Raw genomic sequence first — 17,453 nt, 5'->3', positions numbered from 1 at the left:
GGCAGCGACGCACCCTTCGCATGGGGCGTGCTGAAAGCATGGGAAGCAATGCGCGTGCTTTCACCCGATACCTGCCGGCCCTTCTCCGCCGATAGGAAGGGCCTGGTGCTGGGCGAGGGTGCTGGCATGGCCGTGCTGGAAAGCTACGAGCATGCCAGGGGGCGTGGTGCCACAATTCTTGCCGAGATCGCCGGCGTCGGCCTTTCCGCCGATGCCTTCCACATCGCCGCGCCATCTGTCGAGGGGCCAGCGTCGGCGATGCGCGCCTGCCTTGCCGATGCCGGGCTGAATGCCGAGGACGTCGACTACCTCAACGCGCACGGCACCGGTACCAAGAGCAATGATCAGACTGAAACGGCGGCGATCAAGCGTGTGTTTGGAAACCACGCTTATTCGATGTCCATCTCTTCCACCAAGTCCACGCACGCGCATTGCCTCGGCGCAGCGAGCGCGCTTGAAATGATCGCCTGCGTGATGGCAATCCAAGAGGACGTCGTGCCGCCGACCGCCAACTATCGCGAGCCAGATCCCGCTTGCGACCTCGACATCACACCCAATGTGCCGCGCGAGCGCAAGGTGCGCGTCGCCATGAGCAACGCCTTCGCCATGGGCGGTACGAACGCAGTTCTGGCATTCAGGCAGGTGTAGAAGCCATGCAAGACGCATCATTTGAGGTCACCTGTCGTATCTAGCTGCTGAGGGGCGGGGCATTGTGAAACAGGGGGAGCTGTGTGGCCCCTCTTTCTCGGCTCGACGATGTGGAAGGAGCCTGTGCGGCGAAACGGGCCGACGCCCTCAGGCCCAGAACTTGGGCGAAACCAACTCCCACCAAAGCACAGCCGCTTTAGTAGCCGAACAATGAAGCCTCGCTCGACGAGCCGCCGCCTCTACTGTCAGCGGCATCACGCGGTTGAAGCGAACAGCGCAGCGGCTACTGTTTCCCGCACAACTCGGATGGCAATTGGGACAAGTCCGCACATGTCGTCACGTACGCTGAACGCCGCAGGTACAGCCAAATTGGGGGCGGAGCGTTTCTGCCGTTTTGATAGAATTCTATCAAACTGACAATTTTCCTTGCACGAATGCAAGGAGAGCTCGATTGACTCCCCTCCTTTCTTGTCAAGGATGGGTTTGCAGGCTGCGGTGCGGCAGAAGCCGGACAGAACGGCGACCGGTCGAGTAAAGGCCTGCGCAAACAAGCGCGCATATTGCGGGCGCCCGCACGGAGGAGAAGACGCTCGTCCTGGTGAAAGACAACGATGCTCAGGCGCCATTGCCATTTGCCGAGGGCGTCCGCGCGCCGGAAATTTCGAGGCACAAAGGTGAGATCGAGAATGATAATGACGAAAAACAACACAGCTCACCGTCAAGTGCAGTTCCACCGGCGGGTGGCGGAGTGGGATGGGCTGCCAAATGGAGCGTAAAAAGATCAGCAAGGAGATGCTTGGCGATAGTCTGGCGCTGCGCAAGCTGCGTGAGCACCTTGTCAAGGTGGCCAAGGCGAAGACTACGGTCATGTTGCGAGGTGAATCCGGAACCGGCAAGGAGCTGGTTGCCAAAGCCATTCACGAACTCTCGCCTCGCGCCAAGCAGCCCTTCATCAAGGTCAATTGCGCGGCGCTCACCGAGACGCTTCTGGAATCTGACTTGTTCGGTCATGAGAAGGGTTCCTTCACCGACGCGATCAATTTGCGCAAGGGGCGCTTTGAGGCTGCCGACAAAGGCACATTGTTTCTGGACGAGATTGGCGAAATATCGGGCTCGTTCCAGGCTAAGCTGCTGCGTGTCCTGCAGGAGCAGGAGTTTGAGCGTGTCGGCAGCAACCACACCATTAAAGTCGATGTTCGCGTGATTGCCGCAACCAACAGGGACTTGGAAAAGGCAGTTCAACGCAAGGAGTTCCGGCAAGACCTCTATTACCGCATCAGCGTCGTCACTTTACGCGTGCCGGCATTGCGCGAAAGGCGAGGTGATATTCCGCTCTTGGCCGCTCAGTTTCTCAAGAATTTCAATACTGAGAATGATCACACGCTGACCTTCGCTCCCGAAGCGATTGAGGTGCTAATGAATTGCGAATTTCCAGGCAACATCCGAGAGCTCGAAAACTGCGTTCAACGGACGGCAGTTCTGGCGACGGGTCCATCAATCCTCAGAACTGACTTTGCCTGTTGCGTGGGTGAGTGCTTGGCCGCGGCGCTGTGGAAGAACGGACCGCCGACGTCAGAGAACTCGACTACGATCGAGCCTTCCGCCGCCCGTGCCGCCCCGCCCGTCGGCGACGGGCAAGCGCCGATAGGCCCTGCCACGACTCGTGGTAGGGTGCCCGATGCCGATACGGTCATTGCCGCCATGGAAAAGTGTGGCTGGGTGCAGGCAAAGGCGGCGCGCCTGCTCGGTTTGACCCCGCGCCAGATCGGCTACGTGCTGAGAAAACACGGCATCGAGATCAAGCGTCTCTGAAACAACCCGCCGAGCAAGAGCTGGAGCAGGTCAAGCATTGGTGCTCTGGCGCCGAGCCCATCGGCCACCTTACGAACGTGGGTGTGAACAGCGCTGCCAAGATTCCGGCCGTGTGCTTTCTACCACCAGTCGTACTGGGGCTCTGCGGCTGACAAAACTAAGAAGGAGGAATCCTATGGCTAGTAACTTCGCTCTACACCGCAAGGGCAAATCCAATCCGACGTGCCTGAAATCCAGAAATAATCGATGTATCATTGGTGACACGCCAGCATGCGTAGAGGCGACGCGCAGATCTCCGCTGGCGGGACCTGGTCGATACATAAGCTGATCGCTTGCCGCTCGATATCGCGCCAATCTGATCTGAAAGAAATAAGTAGTTTTGGGAATAGGGATTAAGCATGCCAACGCGCTTCAGAACGATCAAATTGTTTTTAGCAACAACGGCGCTCTTCGCACCAAATCTGTCCTTGGCCCAGGAATCAGTCGCGTCGCCTGCGCCGGTGGCAGATGCCGAATATTCCAGAAATTGGGGCCTGAGTATGATCAACGCCCTGCCCGCCTACCTTAAAGGCTATACGGGCAAGGGCGTCGTCGTTGCGATTGTGGATACAGGACTGGATATCAACCATCCCGAATTCGTGGCGCGCATTTCGAAGGCGCTGCACAACTTCGGGACGGATAAACGCTTGGCTGACGTCAGCCATTCTGTCGACAAAGACGGTGTGCCTGACGGACACGGGACCCATGTGGCGGGGATAATCGGCGCCGCGCGCGACGGCACGGGCATGCAGGGCGTGGCCTATGAATCGACAGTATTGCCCCTTCGAGCAGTGGATATCGGCGACCCAGATGATCCCGAGATGGACCCGACCAATGAAGCGATCGAATACGCGATTGGTGCGGGAGCTGGCGTGCTCAATGGGAGCTACGGGCCAGGCCTGTTGCTGGGGCGGTATCTCAAGGACGAGAACGGCCAACTGAAACTCGATGGCAAGGGATATGCCATCGATAATAAAAACTATGAGATTCTCGACTATCAGGCCATCTATGATGATCCGAGCAATCTCGTCGATACCTACAATACGTTGAAGAAGGCGGCTAAGGCGGACATCGTGCTCGTCTTCGCCGCCGGTAATGATGCCAGTACCGACGACCAACCCGGCGCTGCTTCGGCGATTCCCAGCGGCATCGGCACGTTGCCGTTAATAACGCCAGAAAATACCAAAGATGGAAATCTTTATAAGTTCATCGACACAAACGATCAAACAAACAAAGGTTTCGATTTCAATAACCCAAATACATACAAGATAGTGAGCGGGTCTGATGTCTCGAAGCTCGACTTCTCGGATCTGGCAGGCTCGCTGATAACAGTCGTTGCTGTCGGCAAGGATGGCAAGATTGCCAGCTATAGCAATAGATGCGGAGCCACAGCAGAGTGGTGCCTCGCGGCTCCGGGTGGCGATATTAATGCCGATCCCGATAATCCGATTGATGAGAACGGCATTTATTCTACCTGGCCACAAGGGGATCGGGCGAACAAGAACAACCCGTATAAGTACGAGGAAGGTACTTCCATGGCAACGCCGCATGTTGCTGGCGCGGCGGCAGTGATCCGGTCGGCATTCCCTTACATGAACGCCCGCCAGACCATTGAAACCCTCCTGACAACGACGACCACCAAAGGGTTCGAGGATGAACAAGTCTTCGGCCAGGGTCTGCTCAATCTCGGCGTTGCGATCGAGGGTCCGGGCGAGTTCCGCTACGCCGGCGTCTTCGACGTCGACACCAAAGGCTACTCCTCGATCTGGTCGAATTCAATCTCGGGCGCCGGAGACCTGACGAAGCGCGGCGAAGGAGCGCTGATCCTGTCCGGCGAAAACAGCTACAGCGGGCCGACCAAGGTGCTTGGAGGCATACTCGCCGTCGATGGCCGCATTGTTTCGAAGGTAGGCGTCTCGGCTACTGGTACCCTTACGGGTATCGGTGCAGTCGGCTCTCTTACGGTTGGCGCAGGCGGCACCGTCGCTCCTGGCAGCGTGCTCGATCCAAGCAAGGGGGTTGCAGTGCTCACCGTCAACGGTGACTTCGTGCAGCAGGCCGGGTCGACCTATTTGGCGGGTATCGCACCGAGCAAGGCTTCAGATCTCATCGACGTTGCCGGCAGTGCCGCCATCAACAAGGGAGCGAGCGTCAACCTGGTGCGTGAAGGTGCCGGGCATTTCTCAGTCGATACCCGCTACACGCTTCTGACCGCCGCTGGCGGCGTGATCGGGACCTACGGCGGGCTGACAGGAGGCCTCTTTACAGACTCGCCCTTCGTCGATTTCGAACTCGCTTATGACCCGACCAACGTCTATCTCGACGTCGATCGCAATTCTGTCACCTTTGCCGATGTCGGCAATACCTTCAATCAGCGATCCGTGGGCGCGGCTGCGGAAGCCCTTGGTTCCGGCAACACGATCCACGACAACATCCTCTTCCTGACGGGACAGGGATCCCGCAACGCATTCGATCAGCTTTCGGGCGAGATCCATGCTTCCGTTCACAGCGCCTTTGTCGAAGACAGCCATTTCGTCCGTGACGCCGCCGGCGATCGCATTCGCGCAGCGTTCGCAGGCGTGGGCGCATCAACCGTGCCGGTCATGGCATATGGACCGGAAGGCCCGGAACTGGCTCCCGCGACCAGCGAAAACTTCGCCGTCTGGGGCAGCGGTTTCGGCGCCTGGGGACATTTGGACGGAGACGGCAACGCTGCTCGCCTCGACCGCTCGACGGGAGGCTTTATTGCAGGCGGCGATGCGGCCATCGGCGAAAGCTGGCGGCTCGGGCTTCTTGCCGGTTATAGCCATACGTCCATCCATGTGGATGATCGCGCCTCCTCCGGCTCAGGCAACAATTATCACCTCGGGATCTACGCTGGCACGCAGCGTGGCCCTCACAGCTTCCGTTCCGGCCTTGCCTATACGTGGAACCGCATCGAGACCGGCAGGTCGGTGGCGTTTCCGGGCTTCTCCGACAGCCTTTCGGCCGATTACCATGCCGGCACGTTCCAGGCTTTCGGCGAACTCGGCTCTCGACTGGATACAGCTTCCGTATCTTTCGAGCCCTATGCGAACCTAGCCTATGTGAACTTCAACGCGGATGGCTTCACAGAGCATGGCGGTGCCGCTGCGCTTTCCGGAAAAGACCGGTCGAGCGACACGACATTCACCACGATAGGGCTGCGCGCCTCGACCGCTTTCCCGCTTGGTTCCGTCAATACAACCGCCCGTGGCGGTATCGGCTGGCGTCATGCGTTCGGCGATGTGGTGCCTGAAACGGCGCTTGCCTTCACAGGCGGCTCATCCTTCGCCGTGGAGGGAACGCCAATCGCAAAGAACGCTGCCGTCTTCGAAGCTGGTATCGATGTCAACCTTACCGACAAGGCAACCATCGGGCTTACCTATAAAGGTCAGCTTGCCTCGGACGCGCAGGAGCATGGCTTCAACGCCAAACTCAGTGTTCGGTTTTAATCGCCGCAAGGGAGGGCGATATGTCATGCCCGATTCCAGCAGCGAACTGACAGCCATCTCTATTGAAAGATCTTATCGCCTTGCAATGGCCGACCATCCTTCGGCCATTGCTGCTTTTGCTTTCCGGAAGGAGTGTTTCGTGAACAAAGTAATTCTAATTGCGATTTGGCAGGGTGCCTTTCTTTCGCTGCCGGGTGCAGTACGTCCGACGGCGGCAACTGGGTGAAGGACGAGACGCCGCGCAGTGCTGCCCAGCAGGACTACACTGAATGCAAGTATCAGTCGGAAATGGCGACGGCGACGATCGGAACGAATAGCCGCCCGAAAACGATGACAGATGCAATCGGGGACGGTGTCGGGGATCGTATCGTCAAGGGTATGGAACAAGGCAATCTCGTCAAGGATTGCATGAGAGCCCGCGGCTACACTCAATCCTGACAGGCAACTCATGGGCTTCCGCCGCTATCGAAGGGATTGTAAAGGACGCGTCGATCTTCGAGAAACGAGGAAGCGGCGTACGATTTCTGTCTCTGAGGGGCTGGGGTCCGACCATGACACGCCGAAGACAGGTGTACTGATACCGGTTACCCGGCGTGCGGTCTCGGCAGTGACCTTGCTGCTCTAGCGAATAAATTGCGCTACTGCCTGCTAGCCGACCCTAAGTCTGGCCTGCTTCAAATGAGGTTGATGCTCGGTCGGCCGAAGCGAATGAGCAGCCATCGCGGCAATGAAAACCTCGGGCGTTTTTAGGTAGCGCTCCAGCTTGTTCTCCCTCATGAGCACTACGAACAGAGCGCACGTTTTCGCCTGACAATTGACCGACTTGGTAGGGTTGAACTCTATGTCAGTGAAACCGGCATACCGCATTTCGCCGTCCACTCGATTTTTGAGCCATACACGGTGAGGAAAGATGGCATTGAGATAAAGCCAATCGTAGAACACGGTCGTGGGTTCTAGCGGGAACTCGAAGCCGTCGAATTTGAAGCCCACCAGTGCGCCGGATTCGCGGAGTCGTGGCTCGCGCTTCGCATCGCGCGGTTCAACCTCGTACAGATCGGTGTACGGCCCGCCACGCTCGAATACCTTACTTCCCTGAAAGGCGTTCTCCAGCGGTATCTCGCCGATGCTGGTCCTCACGCGCAGGTGAAACGCGCTAAGATGCTGGCCGGCGACTTCATCAGACTTGCTAGACACTTCTAGCAGCGGCGCATATCCGGCTTTCTTGGCGGCCTCATGCAGCGACCGTATATTCTTCTTCTTCTGAACCTCAGCGAAGCCACCGGCCCACGGAATTTCGAAATCCAATCGCCTGACGTAACCTTCGTCCTCGGTTGCAGGGATAAAGACTGGTCTCTCAGCCATTCTAAATGTTCCTTACTAAGCCCAGCAGAATGACATGGGGAACCAACACCTCGTATTTCTCCGCCTGAGTGAGACGCGCCTTAATCGCCGAATCCTTCCAGTCCGTTCGGGTGTAAAGTATCTCAAAATCGATTAGCGGTTCAGCCTCTCCGATAGGAATCGATTCGACGCCAGCTTTGTTCGCGACATCGTTGGTAAAACGAACACCCGTGAACTGCATTACCGAGGGGTGTATTTGCAGAAAGATCGTGTCCGTAATCCTCCCATCCTGCCGGGCAACGTACTCCATCGGATGGGTGCTACGAAAGCAAAGGTGGACGTAGTTGCCCATTCCCTTCAACGCGTCGGCGTCACGACTCCATTCATTGCCGCCCGGTGCCGGAACCTTGACCTTCTTCTGGTCAAGCTGCGCGAGTGGATAGAGTCCTCCCATTTCTTTAATCACCGGCAGGTTCCTCCGGTCGGTGAAGTGATAGAGCAGCGGCACCTTATCAAGAGTATCAATTGCCATGTTCCCCTCCGTCGCAGGCCGGTAGCAGCCTTGCCCCACACGGGTGGAATCTTACGGCAGTCATCGTCCGAACGCCATGATCCGAGGCGAGGTGTTCAGATTGGCGACGTTTCTCAATTGTTCTATACGATTAAAATAGAATTCTACATCGCCAACTATGGTTCGAAATCGTCGTGCACGGCAGCTCCACAACGATCATCATCCCGGATCGGACTGTGCGGGAGCTGCAATCGCAGCCGCGCGAAGGCGACCGTGTTGTCACGAGCAACGACGCGCTCCTCCTCGATGCACAGGATCTGGGCCAATTGCTGCGGGTCGGCGGCGACAAAGGCACTGTCTTCAACCGCGGCGGGCCTGGCGAAGCGGGCATTGTGAGCCGGCAGATAGGTCTGTGCGACGAAGCGGTTGGCGGCCTCGATATCAGCCATGCCGGCCAGTGCCAGTTCCCTCGGCAGTCGGTCCTGCAAGGTTGAGAAGATCCGCTCGGAGCGGCCCCTGGCTCCAGGCGAATAGGCTGGAATATGTTCGATGCCGAGCCGCTCGAGCGCCCGACCGACCTGGGTCATGCGAATCTTGTCGACAGCCCCGCCCGCCTTGAGCGTCACGAAATAGTGTCTGCCACGATCGCTGTAGAGGCTTGACGGCAATCCCTTGGCGACAAAGGTCTCCAGAAGTCCCTGGAAGCTCGACGCCGTGCCTTCCTCCTCGATCAGAAAGGCCGAATAGATCGTGCTCGTCGCATCGTCCATAGTCACGATCAGATCCAGCATCGGCCCACTCGCCAGCCACTGATGACGGCTGCCGTCCTGGTGTAGCATCATCCCTTCGCACGGCTTCCTTTCCCGCTTGCGCCGGTGAGCACCGCGCCGCTTGGCCCGTTCCACCAGGCCCGCCGCGTGAAGCTGCGTCTTGATGAAGGTGTAGCCCCAGCTGAAATCGTGATCGCGCAGCAGGTGCTCGTGGAAATGCTTCACGTTCCAGCCAAGGTAGCGATGGCGATAAAGCTCCAGCATCTCCTCGATCGCCTCCACTGGCACCCGGCGCGTCGAAAGCTTGCCCAAACGCCGGTCCAGCAACCCAGCCTCCCCGGCCTCTTCGTAACGGTCGCGATAACGCCGAAATTGCCGCTCCGACATGCCCAGCAACTCGCCTGCCTCCATCATCGAGAGATCGCCGCCAGTCCAACGGCTCAATACGTCCCGAAACTTCTGTATTCTCCGTCCTGGAGCCACGCTGCCCGCTTCATCCCCAGCTTCCATTCGCTGGCGATGAAACCGGACAACTCCTGTGCTACCTAATCCGGACAAATCATGTGCTTACGACACGCCGGAGCGGAACGCTTGCCTGCGGCATCGCGGTCGGGTAATTGTTGCAGATACGTCGGCCCGAAGATCGGCATCGATTTTCGGGCCGACGCGTCGTTTCAATCGGATAGAGCGCCATTCTCGCCTCGAAGGCACGCGCGGCGCTCCACGACAAGGGGGCAACGGAGCTTTGCTGATGTCGGATTCGTCCAGGATTTGTGCGGTGGCCGCGGCCACCCTCATGGCGCTTTCCGCGTCGTTGGCAGCTCAGGAAGCCGGGCTGCCGGGCGGTGCTTCCTCGCTGAAGGAGACCTATGAGGACTGGGATCTCTCCTGCCAGGCCACGCCGACGCTGGTATGCGCGGCTACCTATCAGCAGTCGCAGCAGAACGGACGGCGCCTGCTTGCGGTCGAATTGGGCAAGGGGCAGGAGGACGGCATTGCGGGCAATCTCGTCCTGCCCTTCGGCCTGCAACTCGCCGTCGGCGCGACGCTTCAGGTCGACGATGGGCAAGCGGGCAAGCCGCTGCCCTTCTCGACCTGCCTGCCCGCCGGCTGCTTCGTGCCCCTCAGCTTCGACGCGAAAGCAGCCGCGTCGCTGCGCACGGGCACAACGCTCAAGGTCACGGTTAAGAGTCTCGACCAGAAGGATGTGCCCTTGTCGGTTTCATTGAAGGGTTTGACGGCGGCGCTGGACAGGTTGAAGGTGCTGCTCGGGGCTTAGATTGGGGGCTGGCTGGCTGATGATCTCGGTTGTCACTTTCCTTTGTTCCACTACGGCTTTTCGACATTTTGGTCAGATAATCCCCACGCGCGAGAAGCGCGCGGTCTCGGCCTGAGTGATCTCGGGCGGGCGAGTGGCGCCCGACGCTTCCGACTCCGCGGCAGCGATCCGCTCGATCGCCTTCTTCACCTTTGCACGAACATTCTCGTCGAACGTCCGTACACTGACCTTGAGGAGGGTCTCATCCGGGATTACGTCGTACTTTGTCCCCGCATTGATCGCGCCCACCTTTACAATCATCGCGGCTGTCCTGAGGGAGAGAAGAGTAATGATGCGCAGAACGTTTCTCATGGCGGGCGTGTCCCTGTCTGCCGTAGCGGTCGGCAAGTCCTTAGCCGCGTCGGTATTCCTCGACTACACACAGGAGCAACTGGATACGGCGTATGACCAGTCATTCTGGGCGCCGCGGATGGCGGAACTGGAGGAAGGCGATGGCATCGCCAGCGCCGAGGTCCGGCGCGCGATGCCGCCGCGTCCGGCAAAATACGGTCCAGATGCCAGAGATCTCATCGATGTGTTCGCGCCTGGGATGCCAAGGCCGCCCCGGTCCTGGTCTTCATCCATGGCGGTGCCTGGACCCGAAACACTCGCGAGGATGCATCCTATCCGGCCCCGACCTTCGTTTCGCGCGGGGCGGCCTATGCCGCGCCTGACTTCGGCAGTGTGAAAACGCTGACGCTGCGACAGATGGTCGAGAATTGCAGGCGGGCGGTGGAGTGGACGATGAAGAATGCCGCCAGTTTCGGCGGCGACCCGAACCGGGTGTATGTGGCGGGTCATTCTTCCGGCGCGCATCTGGCGGCCTGCGTCCTCATCACCGACTGGACGGAGCGCAGCCTACCGGCGGATGCCCTCAAGGGCGGCTTGCTGATGAGCGGCATGTATGATCTCTATCCGGTGATGCTTTCCTCGCGCAGCAGCTACCTGCATCTGACGGAGGGGGGAAGAGGCGGAATTCAGCCCGATGCGCCATCTCGACCGGATCACCTGCCCGATTGCCGTCGTGTCAGCCGACCAGGACAGTCCGGAGTTCAAGCGCCAGTCCGATGTGTTCGGTGAAGCGCTGCGCGGCATGGGGAGATTGGCCAGTCGAACGATAGCCTTCAACGCCAACCACTTCCAGGAACCCGAGCATCTGAAAGACCCCGACACTGAAGTCAGCCAGGCGGCGTTCAAGCTGATGGGGATCTGACACGGATGTGTTGCAAACTCTTCAGCTAATGGGATTGTTAGTTTCGTACAAAACGATGCACTTTCTCAATCTTAGAGGGTGTTTGGGAATTAAGTATTTCGGCGTTCGAGCGCGTTGCGCCGCGCTCATGGCACCCGTTGAGATGGGCATGAAAGTGAGTTCGACCGCTGGACAGTTGCCGACTTCGTCAGGTATTGGCCCTGCGACCGGTTGATCTGCGATATTTCCAAAATTCGCAGAAGTTGGTCGAGACGAAACTGTCGCCCCGGCTTGACCACGCGCCCGGCAGACCGAGTTACAAAGTTGCCGAGGCAGTTTGATGTGCGTTCCTGCATCACTGCACGGGACACGACCTGACGGGAGACTATGATGCGTAGCCAGAAAGAAAAGATGCTCGCAGGCGAGTTTTACAATGCGGCGGATCCGGAGATCCAAGCTGACCTGTTGGCCACCGGGGCTTGGCTCAAGCGGTACAATGATACGCTGGGGCAGACCACGGAGCATTGGCATGAGCTTTTGTCCGAGCGGCTGGGAGAGGTTGGGCGCGGAACGGTCATCCGTCCGCCCTTTTTTTGCGACTACGGATTCAATATCCGCATTGGCGCCAATGCCTACATCAACTTCAACTGCGTTATTCTTGACGTGGTAGAGGTCAAAATCGGGCAAGGAACGGCAATTGGGCCTGCCGTGCAGATTTATACCGCCGATCATCCACATGATGCCGAGCAGCGACAGGCCGGCCTGCAGGTCGGGCGTCCTGTTCGCATTGGCAGCCGTGTCTGGATCGGCGGTGGAGCAATCATTCTGCCTGGCGTCACGATTGGCGATAATGCGGTCGTAGGCGCTGGCAGCGTGGTCACACGCGATGTTCCCGCCGGGGCAAAGGTAGTGGGAATTCCTGCTCGCGTCGCCAACCCACATAAACAGGCATAATCAACCTCCTTGACCCTGGAGGTGCATGCGAACTGTCGAAACTGTGCCAAATTTCTGCCGAAGCCATTGAGCGCTGCATATCTTGTCGCGGTTCGGCTCGGGCGCTTCAGTTCTTTTGCCACGGGTGTCACAAAATCATGTGCGTAATGCCGCCGCAACGTGCTCACGTCCCGCAGCAGCGGGCCCTTTCACATGGCCCAACGAATTCAGAGCCTCCGTTGTGCTGCCAGTAGCATTACTGCTCAGATGTATTCCCAACTGAGTTTTCGCCCTTGGAGGCAAGCGACTCACCAGCAATCGCCGGCCATTAATCCTGGCTAGCATCGACCCCGACGAGGCGAGCCGCGGCGTTGCCGATCGGCATGTCGATGACCGTGATTGCGCCTTCGGCAAGGAAACGACGTTCGTTTCTGGTCAGCGTAGCCGAATCGATCACCGCAAAATGTGGGCCAGTGGAGCGCTTCATCATCTGTCTGGCATATGTGCGCAGCATCTGATCGTTGAAGCGACAGCCAACGAAGAAAAAGCCCCGGTTGACGCGCCGTTGCTTCACCACGTCCGGGATCGGCGTCTGGATATCAATTTCGGTTAGGACTTCGACGTAATCGGAATCAGCCACGAGGAAGTTTGCGGCCGGCCTGACGCTGCCGTGCGGCGCATAGAGCACCGTCCTTGCCACTTGTTCGGCGTCGAGTTCTGTTCCTGACAAATCGTAAGTTCTCGTCCAGATGTTACCAATTCCGGTCGCTCGCGTGGTTCCTTGTATCTCGACAACGTCTGTTTGGCCGGCCTCTGCAAGGGCTGCCCGCATGGCGCCATCGTACCAGCTGTCGATGATGACAGACAGTTGAAGGGTTGCGAGCCAGGCGTGAAGAACGGTCGGCTCGGCGGGGGCTGCGAATATCTCCGCCATCCACGCTTGAAGAGTCCGACGATGTCGGCGCTGCTCGATAAACTGCGCGACCGACCACATATTGGTGCGAATCCTGGAAGGGGCAGGCGCCCGCTTGTTGAGCGCCGCGGCGACATCTTCAGGGGTGCAAGGTGCAGGTGATTCCGGCGTGTTAAGCTGCAGAAGACCAGGACCGAGATAGGGGATCACTCGATCGGCCTTGAGAGCGCCCTTCAGCAGGTCAATCAGCTTTTTGGCAAAACTGCCCCGGACGACGACGAGATGGTCCCAGCTCAGCATCGTGTTCATACGCGTTTCCTCTCCGCCACTGAACCCACCGGCATCAGGCCCCGTCGGAAATCTTCATCGCCTCGACGGTGATCGGCAAACGCGTATCGCGCGGAAGGTCGGGCAGCATGAGCCGCCAACCGTTCCTGAGCGTCACGGTCCCGCCCCATAAGTCTGCGTTCTCAATCTCGGTGATCGGCTCTTCGAGATCCTTCTTGGGGACATAAGCCGACAAGCCAGTAGCGGTCCTGCGAATCATTACTTTCATCCGGCTGTTCCTCCGTTGGAAATGCCTTCAGCTCCGCAGGGAACCTCGACTTTGTCGAGGCTAATGAGTTCGCGCGCTCGCATGCCGACGACCGTGCCACGATCGATCCATTCGACCGCATAGATGAAGAATTGCTGGAGAAAGGTTCCAATGTCGCGCACGTAGCCTTCGTCGCCCTTCCGCACGAGGTTTTCGCCGATCTCCTTGCCGGGATAGGTGCCGTCGTTTTTTATGTGGCGTGTTGCACGGACCCGCTCACCCTGCATGAACCGTGGCGGTCTGCCGATTTCGACCTCCTGTTCGCGTCTGGACCACATGCTGTCCATTCCTTTCTCGAGGCTTTTGGTGTGGTCGCGGGTTGCAGGCGTCCTCGCGCGGCGAACCCGACCGTTTCGGTAGGAATCAAGCGGGAACGCAGGTTTTCGGTACCGGACAGACCGACACGCATTGCTGCTTATCGAAGGCCTCCTTGCATTCGGTGCACTTGATTGGATCGATCACATAGGCGTCGCCCTTGAACTTGATCGCTTCCGAGGGACATTCGAACTCGCAGGCCCCGCATTGGGTACATTGGGATGCGATGATCTTGAAAGCCATTCTAACTCCTGGTTATCGGACGAGACCGCTCAGGCCGTCGCCGCTAGTGGTCTGATCCCAAACTCTGCCGCGTAAAGTGCGCTGACTGCGGTCTCGATGTAGTCATGGCCATAGGCGTCGGTTACGCGCAGTCCAGCTCGCGAGAGTTGTTCCTTCGGGCGATTTCCGATCTTGGCGCATAGCACTATGTGTATGCCTTCCAGCGCAGCGAAGACGCCCTCGAGGGTGGCGTCTTCGCCCCCGCCTCCGAGGCAATACCGCTCGACCTTCCGATGCCCGACCAAGCTGATCCCTCTAGGCGAGACTTCATAAACCTGGAATTCCTTCGCGTGGCCGAAGTGTTCGTTGACGCGTCCACCTCCCTTTGTGGCCACCGCAACCAGAAGCGACTTTTCGGAGTCTGTTGCCTTGACCATACCGATGGCCTCGCTCCTCGCCGCCTCATGATCACGGCGCTCGTGTGCGACCACCTGCCGATAGGCCTGACGCTTGCCAGCATCGTAGGTGACATCGTCGGGAATCCCATCCAGCGTGAATTCCTGGCCACGATCTTCACCGAGCAGGCCGACAGCATCTGCCCGGCACTGCCGGCAGTGGCGCATCAACTTGGCGCCACCTTCAAGTCGATCCTGAAGAGCCATCATCTCCATTGCCGTTGGGCCGCGCTGCCCGATGAGTCCGTAGTGGGTGCCGTGCGCCGGGTCCGAAATCAGAGGCATCACGTTGTGCAGGAACGCGCCCCGCTCCTTGACCATTTTGTTCACCTCAAACAGGTGCTGGTCGTTCACTCCAGGAATCATCACCGAGTTGATTTTGGTGAGGATGCCGCGCGCGCTCAGCATCTCCAGGCCCAGCATCTGCCGCGCGTGCAAGATTCGAGCGGCTTCGATGCCGAAGTAGCGGCGATTTTCATAAAAAATCCAAGGATAGATCTTTGCGCCGACTTCCGGGTCGACCATGTTGATGGTGATCGTCACGTGATCAACATTCATTTCGGCAAGCTCAGCTACATGGTCCGGCAGCACGAGCCCGTTGGTGGAGACGCACAGCTTTATGTCGGGGATTTCCCTGATGACGCGGTCGAACGTTGCCTTCGTTTTCTCCCAGTCGTAACAGGCATCCCCCGGCCCAGCGATGCCAAGAACCGAAAGCTGCGGAACTTCGTTGGCAACCGCGATGACCTTGCGTAGCGCTTGGTCGGGCGTCAGCTTCTCAGACACAACACCAGGCCGGCTCTCGTTGGCGCAATCGTATTTGCGATTGCAGTAGTTGCACTGGACATTGCAAGCCGGCGCGACCGCCACATGCATACGCGCGAAATAGTGATGCGCTTCCTCCGAAAAGCAGGGGTGATCCTTGATCTTGTCCCAAATAGCCGGATCCACATCGCCCGGGCTGGTCGGCGACGAACCGTAGGAGGACGGTGCGCAGCCACCGGATTTCGCGGCTGCCAGAAAACCCTCGGATGTCGTGCTGGTCGGCCCCTCAATCGAAACTGTCGGTGAGGACATCAAACGGCTCCGTTGCTGGTAACGTCGCGGTTCAAGGTGCAAGAGCCATACCAACTTAAAAAAGCGGCTTCAGTTCACTATTTGGGTCGATGTCGGATTGTGTGAGGCCGGCGCGACACAATTTTGTCCTGCTTGCGACAGTGCAAGTCCAAATCCGTTCAGAAGCACAAAGCACTCCTTGTCGCGCAGAGGGCGCGCAAGACCACTGGCCTGACGATTGGCTCATCAGGCTCTTAGAATTTCCTTCACCTCGAGACTATGCCGGCGTATCGCCTAGCCGACTTGTCGCGGCGTGAGGCGGAGAATTCGAGCCGCATTAGCCTGAACCCAGCCGGCCTTCTCCATTGTGTCGATCAGCCGGTCACGCTCCGTCCGTCGCGGTCCCAGCGCCGGTCCGGCCGTATCGTTAGAATCGCAACCGGCTATCTCGTGTTCAGGGGCGCCGATGCGCCTAACCGGCTTCGTGCTGGGCCGTGAGAGCTCGTCGATGCCATTGCCACGTTCCGAAAGATTGGTTCCTTCCAGAGGAGAACGCGCAAGTGTGGCTGTTCTTTACACGCAGTTCTCCAGCTCGCGGACGTTGCCGGGGAAATAGCATTGCGAGATCAGCTCAACTGCCGACGGCGTAAAGCCATGGTTCTCCATATTTCAAGGGTAAGCGCTGTGTCCTTCCAGGAGTGCCCGCGATCTGTGGGCCTGCCGATTCTGAGGTGGATCGGAGATCGGCTTGTGTCTGAACTTGAACTTTACGATTGACCCTGAGCGGCAGCCTCGGCGTTTCAAGGTGATCAACGGCGCTGTTAGTCGGCAGGCATTGGTCGATGGACGACAAGGGACGGAGTCATCGCCGAGACCCTGGGGCCGAACGTGGTGATCTCGGAGGTTGCCCGGCGCTACGGGCTGCGGCCGCGGCGGAACGCTCGCAAGCTTGCGACGTCGGCAGGACAGGCCACTCCCGCCTTTGTTCCGGTGGTGGTTTCGGTGGCGCCACCGGAACGACCCGTTGGGCCTACATCCGTGCACCAGAACTCAAGGCCGCGGCCTGAGAATCGGCCGCCCGCTCACCCTTTACTTGGTTCCTCAGCCGACAGCGCTAAGAAGGAGAGCAACTTCCGTCGGTGCGAGGATCATTGCGTCGTGGCCAGTGGCGAGTTCCTGCCACGCCCAGCCATCCTGCTTCGCGACCCATTCTCGCGCTCCCGCCGTCGGCGGGTGGAGCGGATTAGTGCAGACGACATAGGTTCGGGGCCTGCCGTTGCCGAGCGGGGGCTCGAGCTTAAGTCTGCTTTCGTAGGTGCTTGCCGCATGCGGTGTTATCCGGCGCCGCACCCAGTCCGTGAGCGAGTGTCCCTTGGGAATGCCGAATGCTGTTGGCGGCGGAGTCGGCATGAAGATACCCCGTCCTTCCTCCGCAACCAATTTTCGACGGGCGGCGACGATGTCGGGGGGCATGGTGCTGAATACACTTTGACCGCTCTCGACGATGGCGCCGTCGAGCGAGATAAACGAGATGGCTGATATGGTCGGGTATCCGGTCGGCGGCGCCGGTGATGCTGATGCCGCCTAGACTGTGACCGACAAGGATCACATCGCTCAGCTCTTCCGTTACAATGTGGTTGACGATGTCGGTCACGAATGTGTCGGGCGTGATGTCCTTGCACAGCAAATGTGCGCGTTCGCCGACACCTGTCTGGGTCGGCGTGGTCACGTGGCATCCCATCTTGCGAAGATTGGCGGCGACGTCCCGCCAACACCATCCGCCATGCCAGGCACCATGCACTAGCACATACGTCTTTGTCATGGATTGTGCCGTTCCATTTGCTCACCGGCCGTTGTGGC

The 17,453-nt window shown here is 58.9% G+C and carries 18 protein-coding genes and 2 pseudogenes; 9 read left to right on the top strand and 11 right to left on the bottom strand.

Annotated features, from left to right (window positions below; genetic code table 11):
• The 5 genes and pseudogenes from BLT09_RS28520 to BLT09_RS28505 all read left to right on the top strand — a co-directional run.
• Positions 1-648 (top strand): beta-ketoacyl-[acyl-carrier-protein] synthase family protein (locus BLT09_RS28520; protein WP_139172702.1); only part of this gene is annotated, 648 nt, incomplete at its 5' end.
• A gap of 768 nt (positions 649-1,416) precedes the next feature.
• Positions 1,417-2,460, top strand: a pseudogene (nifA, locus tag BLT09_RS28515) (nif-specific transcriptional activator NifA); the annotation flags it as partial.
• Positions 2,461-2,858: 398 nt separating this feature from the next.
• Positions 2,859-5,972, top strand: coding sequence for an autotransporter domain-containing protein (locus BLT09_RS28510; RefSeq protein WP_091599561.1), 3,114 nt, complete (start codon positions 2,859-2,861; stop codon positions 5,970-5,972).
• 25 nt (positions 5,973-5,997) lie between these two features.
• On the top strand, positions 5,998-6,198 hold the full coding sequence (locus tag BLT09_RS33995) for a hypothetical protein (protein WP_126057638.1): 201 nt from the start codon (positions 5,998-6,000) through the stop codon (positions 6,196-6,198).
• Positions 6,195-6,410, top strand: coding sequence for a hypothetical protein (locus tag BLT09_RS28505; RefSeq protein ID WP_126057639.1), 216 nt, complete (start codon positions 6,195-6,197; stop codon positions 6,408-6,410). The genes BLT09_RS33995 and BLT09_RS28505 overlap by 4 nt, the downstream gene beginning before the upstream one ends.
• Positions 6,411-6,620: 210 nt before the next feature.
• Here BLT09_RS28505 and BLT09_RS28500 read toward each other — a convergent pair whose 3' ends face one another.
• The 3 genes from BLT09_RS28500 to BLT09_RS28490 form a co-directional block, all read right to left on the bottom strand.
• The gene (locus BLT09_RS28500) at positions 6,621-7,334 is read right to left on the bottom strand and encodes a DarT1-associated NADAR antitoxin family protein (RefSeq protein ID WP_091599555.1); all 714 of its coding nucleotides are present in this window, start codon (positions 7,332-7,334) and stop codon (positions 6,621-6,623) included.
• Position 7,335: 1 nt separating this feature from the next.
• On the bottom strand, positions 7,336-7,845 hold the full coding sequence (locus tag BLT09_RS28495) for a DarT ssDNA thymidine ADP-ribosyltransferase family protein (RefSeq protein WP_128341073.1): 510 nt from the start codon (positions 7,843-7,845) through the stop codon (positions 7,336-7,338).
• A 155-nt stretch (positions 7,846-8,000) separates the two neighbouring features.
• Complete coding sequence (locus tag BLT09_RS28490) at positions 8,001-9,038, bottom strand: ISNCY family transposase (RefSeq protein WP_164891596.1); 1,038 nt, start codon at positions 9,036-9,038, stop codon at positions 8,001-8,003.
• Between the two features lie 352 nt (positions 9,039-9,390).
• Between BLT09_RS28490 and BLT09_RS28485 the strand changes: the two genes are divergently transcribed.
• Positions 9,391-9,873 carry an invasion associated locus B family protein gene (locus BLT09_RS28485; RefSeq protein ID WP_370451580.1) on the top strand — a complete coding sequence of 161 codons (483 nt, stop codon included), beginning with the start codon at positions 9,391-9,393 and terminating at the stop codon, positions 9,871-9,873.
• 72 nt (positions 9,874-9,945) lie between these two features.
• Here the strand turns inward: BLT09_RS28485 and BLT09_RS28480 are convergent, their stop codons facing one another.
• Positions 9,946-10,224 (bottom strand): peptidase dimerization domain-containing protein, encoded by a 279-nt coding sequence (locus tag BLT09_RS28480; protein WP_091599544.1) that lies wholly within the window; start codon positions 10,222-10,224, stop codon positions 9,946-9,948.
• 102 nt (positions 10,225-10,326) lie between these two features.
• Here BLT09_RS28480 and BLT09_RS35960 point away from each other — a divergent pair, with 102 nt between their 5' ends.
• The 3 genes from BLT09_RS35960 to BLT09_RS28470 all read left to right on the top strand — a co-directional run bounded on the left by BLT09_RS35960 (position 10,327) and on the right by BLT09_RS28470 (position 12,058).
• On the top strand, positions 10,327-10,992 hold the full coding sequence (locus tag BLT09_RS35960; RefSeq protein WP_091599541.1) for an alpha/beta hydrolase: 666 nt from the start codon (positions 10,327-10,329) through the stop codon (positions 10,990-10,992).
• Entirely contained in the window at positions 10,898-11,125 is a 228-nt protein-coding gene (locus BLT09_RS33990) for a hypothetical protein (RefSeq protein ID WP_126057642.1), read from the top strand. The genes BLT09_RS35960 and BLT09_RS33990 overlap by 95 nt, the downstream gene beginning before the upstream one ends.
• A gap of 366 nt (positions 11,126-11,491) precedes the next feature.
• Positions 11,492-12,058 (top strand): sugar O-acetyltransferase, encoded by a 567-nt coding sequence (locus tag BLT09_RS28470; RefSeq protein WP_091599538.1) that lies wholly within the window; start codon positions 11,492-11,494, stop codon positions 12,056-12,058.
• Positions 12,059-12,365: 307 nt separating this feature from the next.
• Here BLT09_RS28470 and BLT09_RS28465 read toward each other — a convergent pair whose 3' ends face one another.
• The 7 genes and pseudogenes from BLT09_RS28465 to BLT09_RS28435 form a co-directional block, all read right to left on the bottom strand.
• Complete coding sequence (locus tag BLT09_RS28465; protein ID WP_091599535.1) at positions 12,366-13,259, bottom strand: SIR2 family NAD-dependent protein deacylase; 894 nt, start codon at positions 13,257-13,259, stop codon at positions 12,366-12,368.
• A 34-nt stretch (positions 13,260-13,293) separates the two neighbouring features.
• Positions 13,294-13,506, bottom strand: a complete 213-nt coding sequence (gene nifT / locus BLT09_RS28460) for a putative nitrogen fixation protein NifT (RefSeq protein WP_024505230.1) — start codon at positions 13,504-13,506, stop codon at positions 13,294-13,296.
• Entirely contained in the window at positions 13,503-13,823 is a 321-nt protein-coding gene (locus BLT09_RS28455; RefSeq protein WP_029356589.1) for a nitrogen fixation protein NifZ, read from the bottom strand. The genes nifT and BLT09_RS28455 overlap by 4 nt, the downstream gene beginning before the upstream one ends.
• Positions 13,824-13,908: 85 nt before the next feature.
• Positions 13,909-14,103 (bottom strand): 4Fe-4S dicluster domain-containing protein, encoded by a 195-nt coding sequence (locus tag BLT09_RS28450; RefSeq protein ID WP_091599532.1) that lies wholly within the window; start codon positions 14,101-14,103, stop codon positions 13,909-13,911.
• A 29-nt stretch (positions 14,104-14,132) separates the two neighbouring features.
• The gene (gene nifB / locus BLT09_RS28445; RefSeq protein WP_091599529.1) at positions 14,133-15,614 is read right to left on the bottom strand and encodes a nitrogenase cofactor biosynthesis protein NifB; all 1,482 of its coding nucleotides are present in this window, start codon (positions 15,612-15,614) and stop codon (positions 14,133-14,135) included.
• 273 nt (positions 15,615-15,887) lie between these two features.
• Positions 15,888-16,244, bottom strand: a pseudogene (locus BLT09_RS35955) (helix-turn-helix domain-containing protein); the annotation flags it as partial.
• Positions 16,245-16,890: 646 nt separating this feature from the next.
• Positions 16,891-17,415, bottom strand: coding sequence for an alpha/beta fold hydrolase (locus BLT09_RS28435; protein ID WP_128345484.1), 525 nt, complete (start codon positions 17,413-17,415; stop codon positions 16,891-16,893).
• Positions 17,416-17,453 lie beyond the last annotated feature (38 nt).

This window comes from Mesorhizobium muleiense (genome assembly GCF_900099905.1).
Taxonomy (GTDB): domain Bacteria; phylum Pseudomonadota; class Alphaproteobacteria; order Rhizobiales; family Rhizobiaceae; genus Mesorhizobium; species Mesorhizobium muleiense.
The sequence above is the reverse complement of the archived record's forward strand: the minus strand, read 5'-3'. Positions and strand labels throughout refer to the sequence as shown.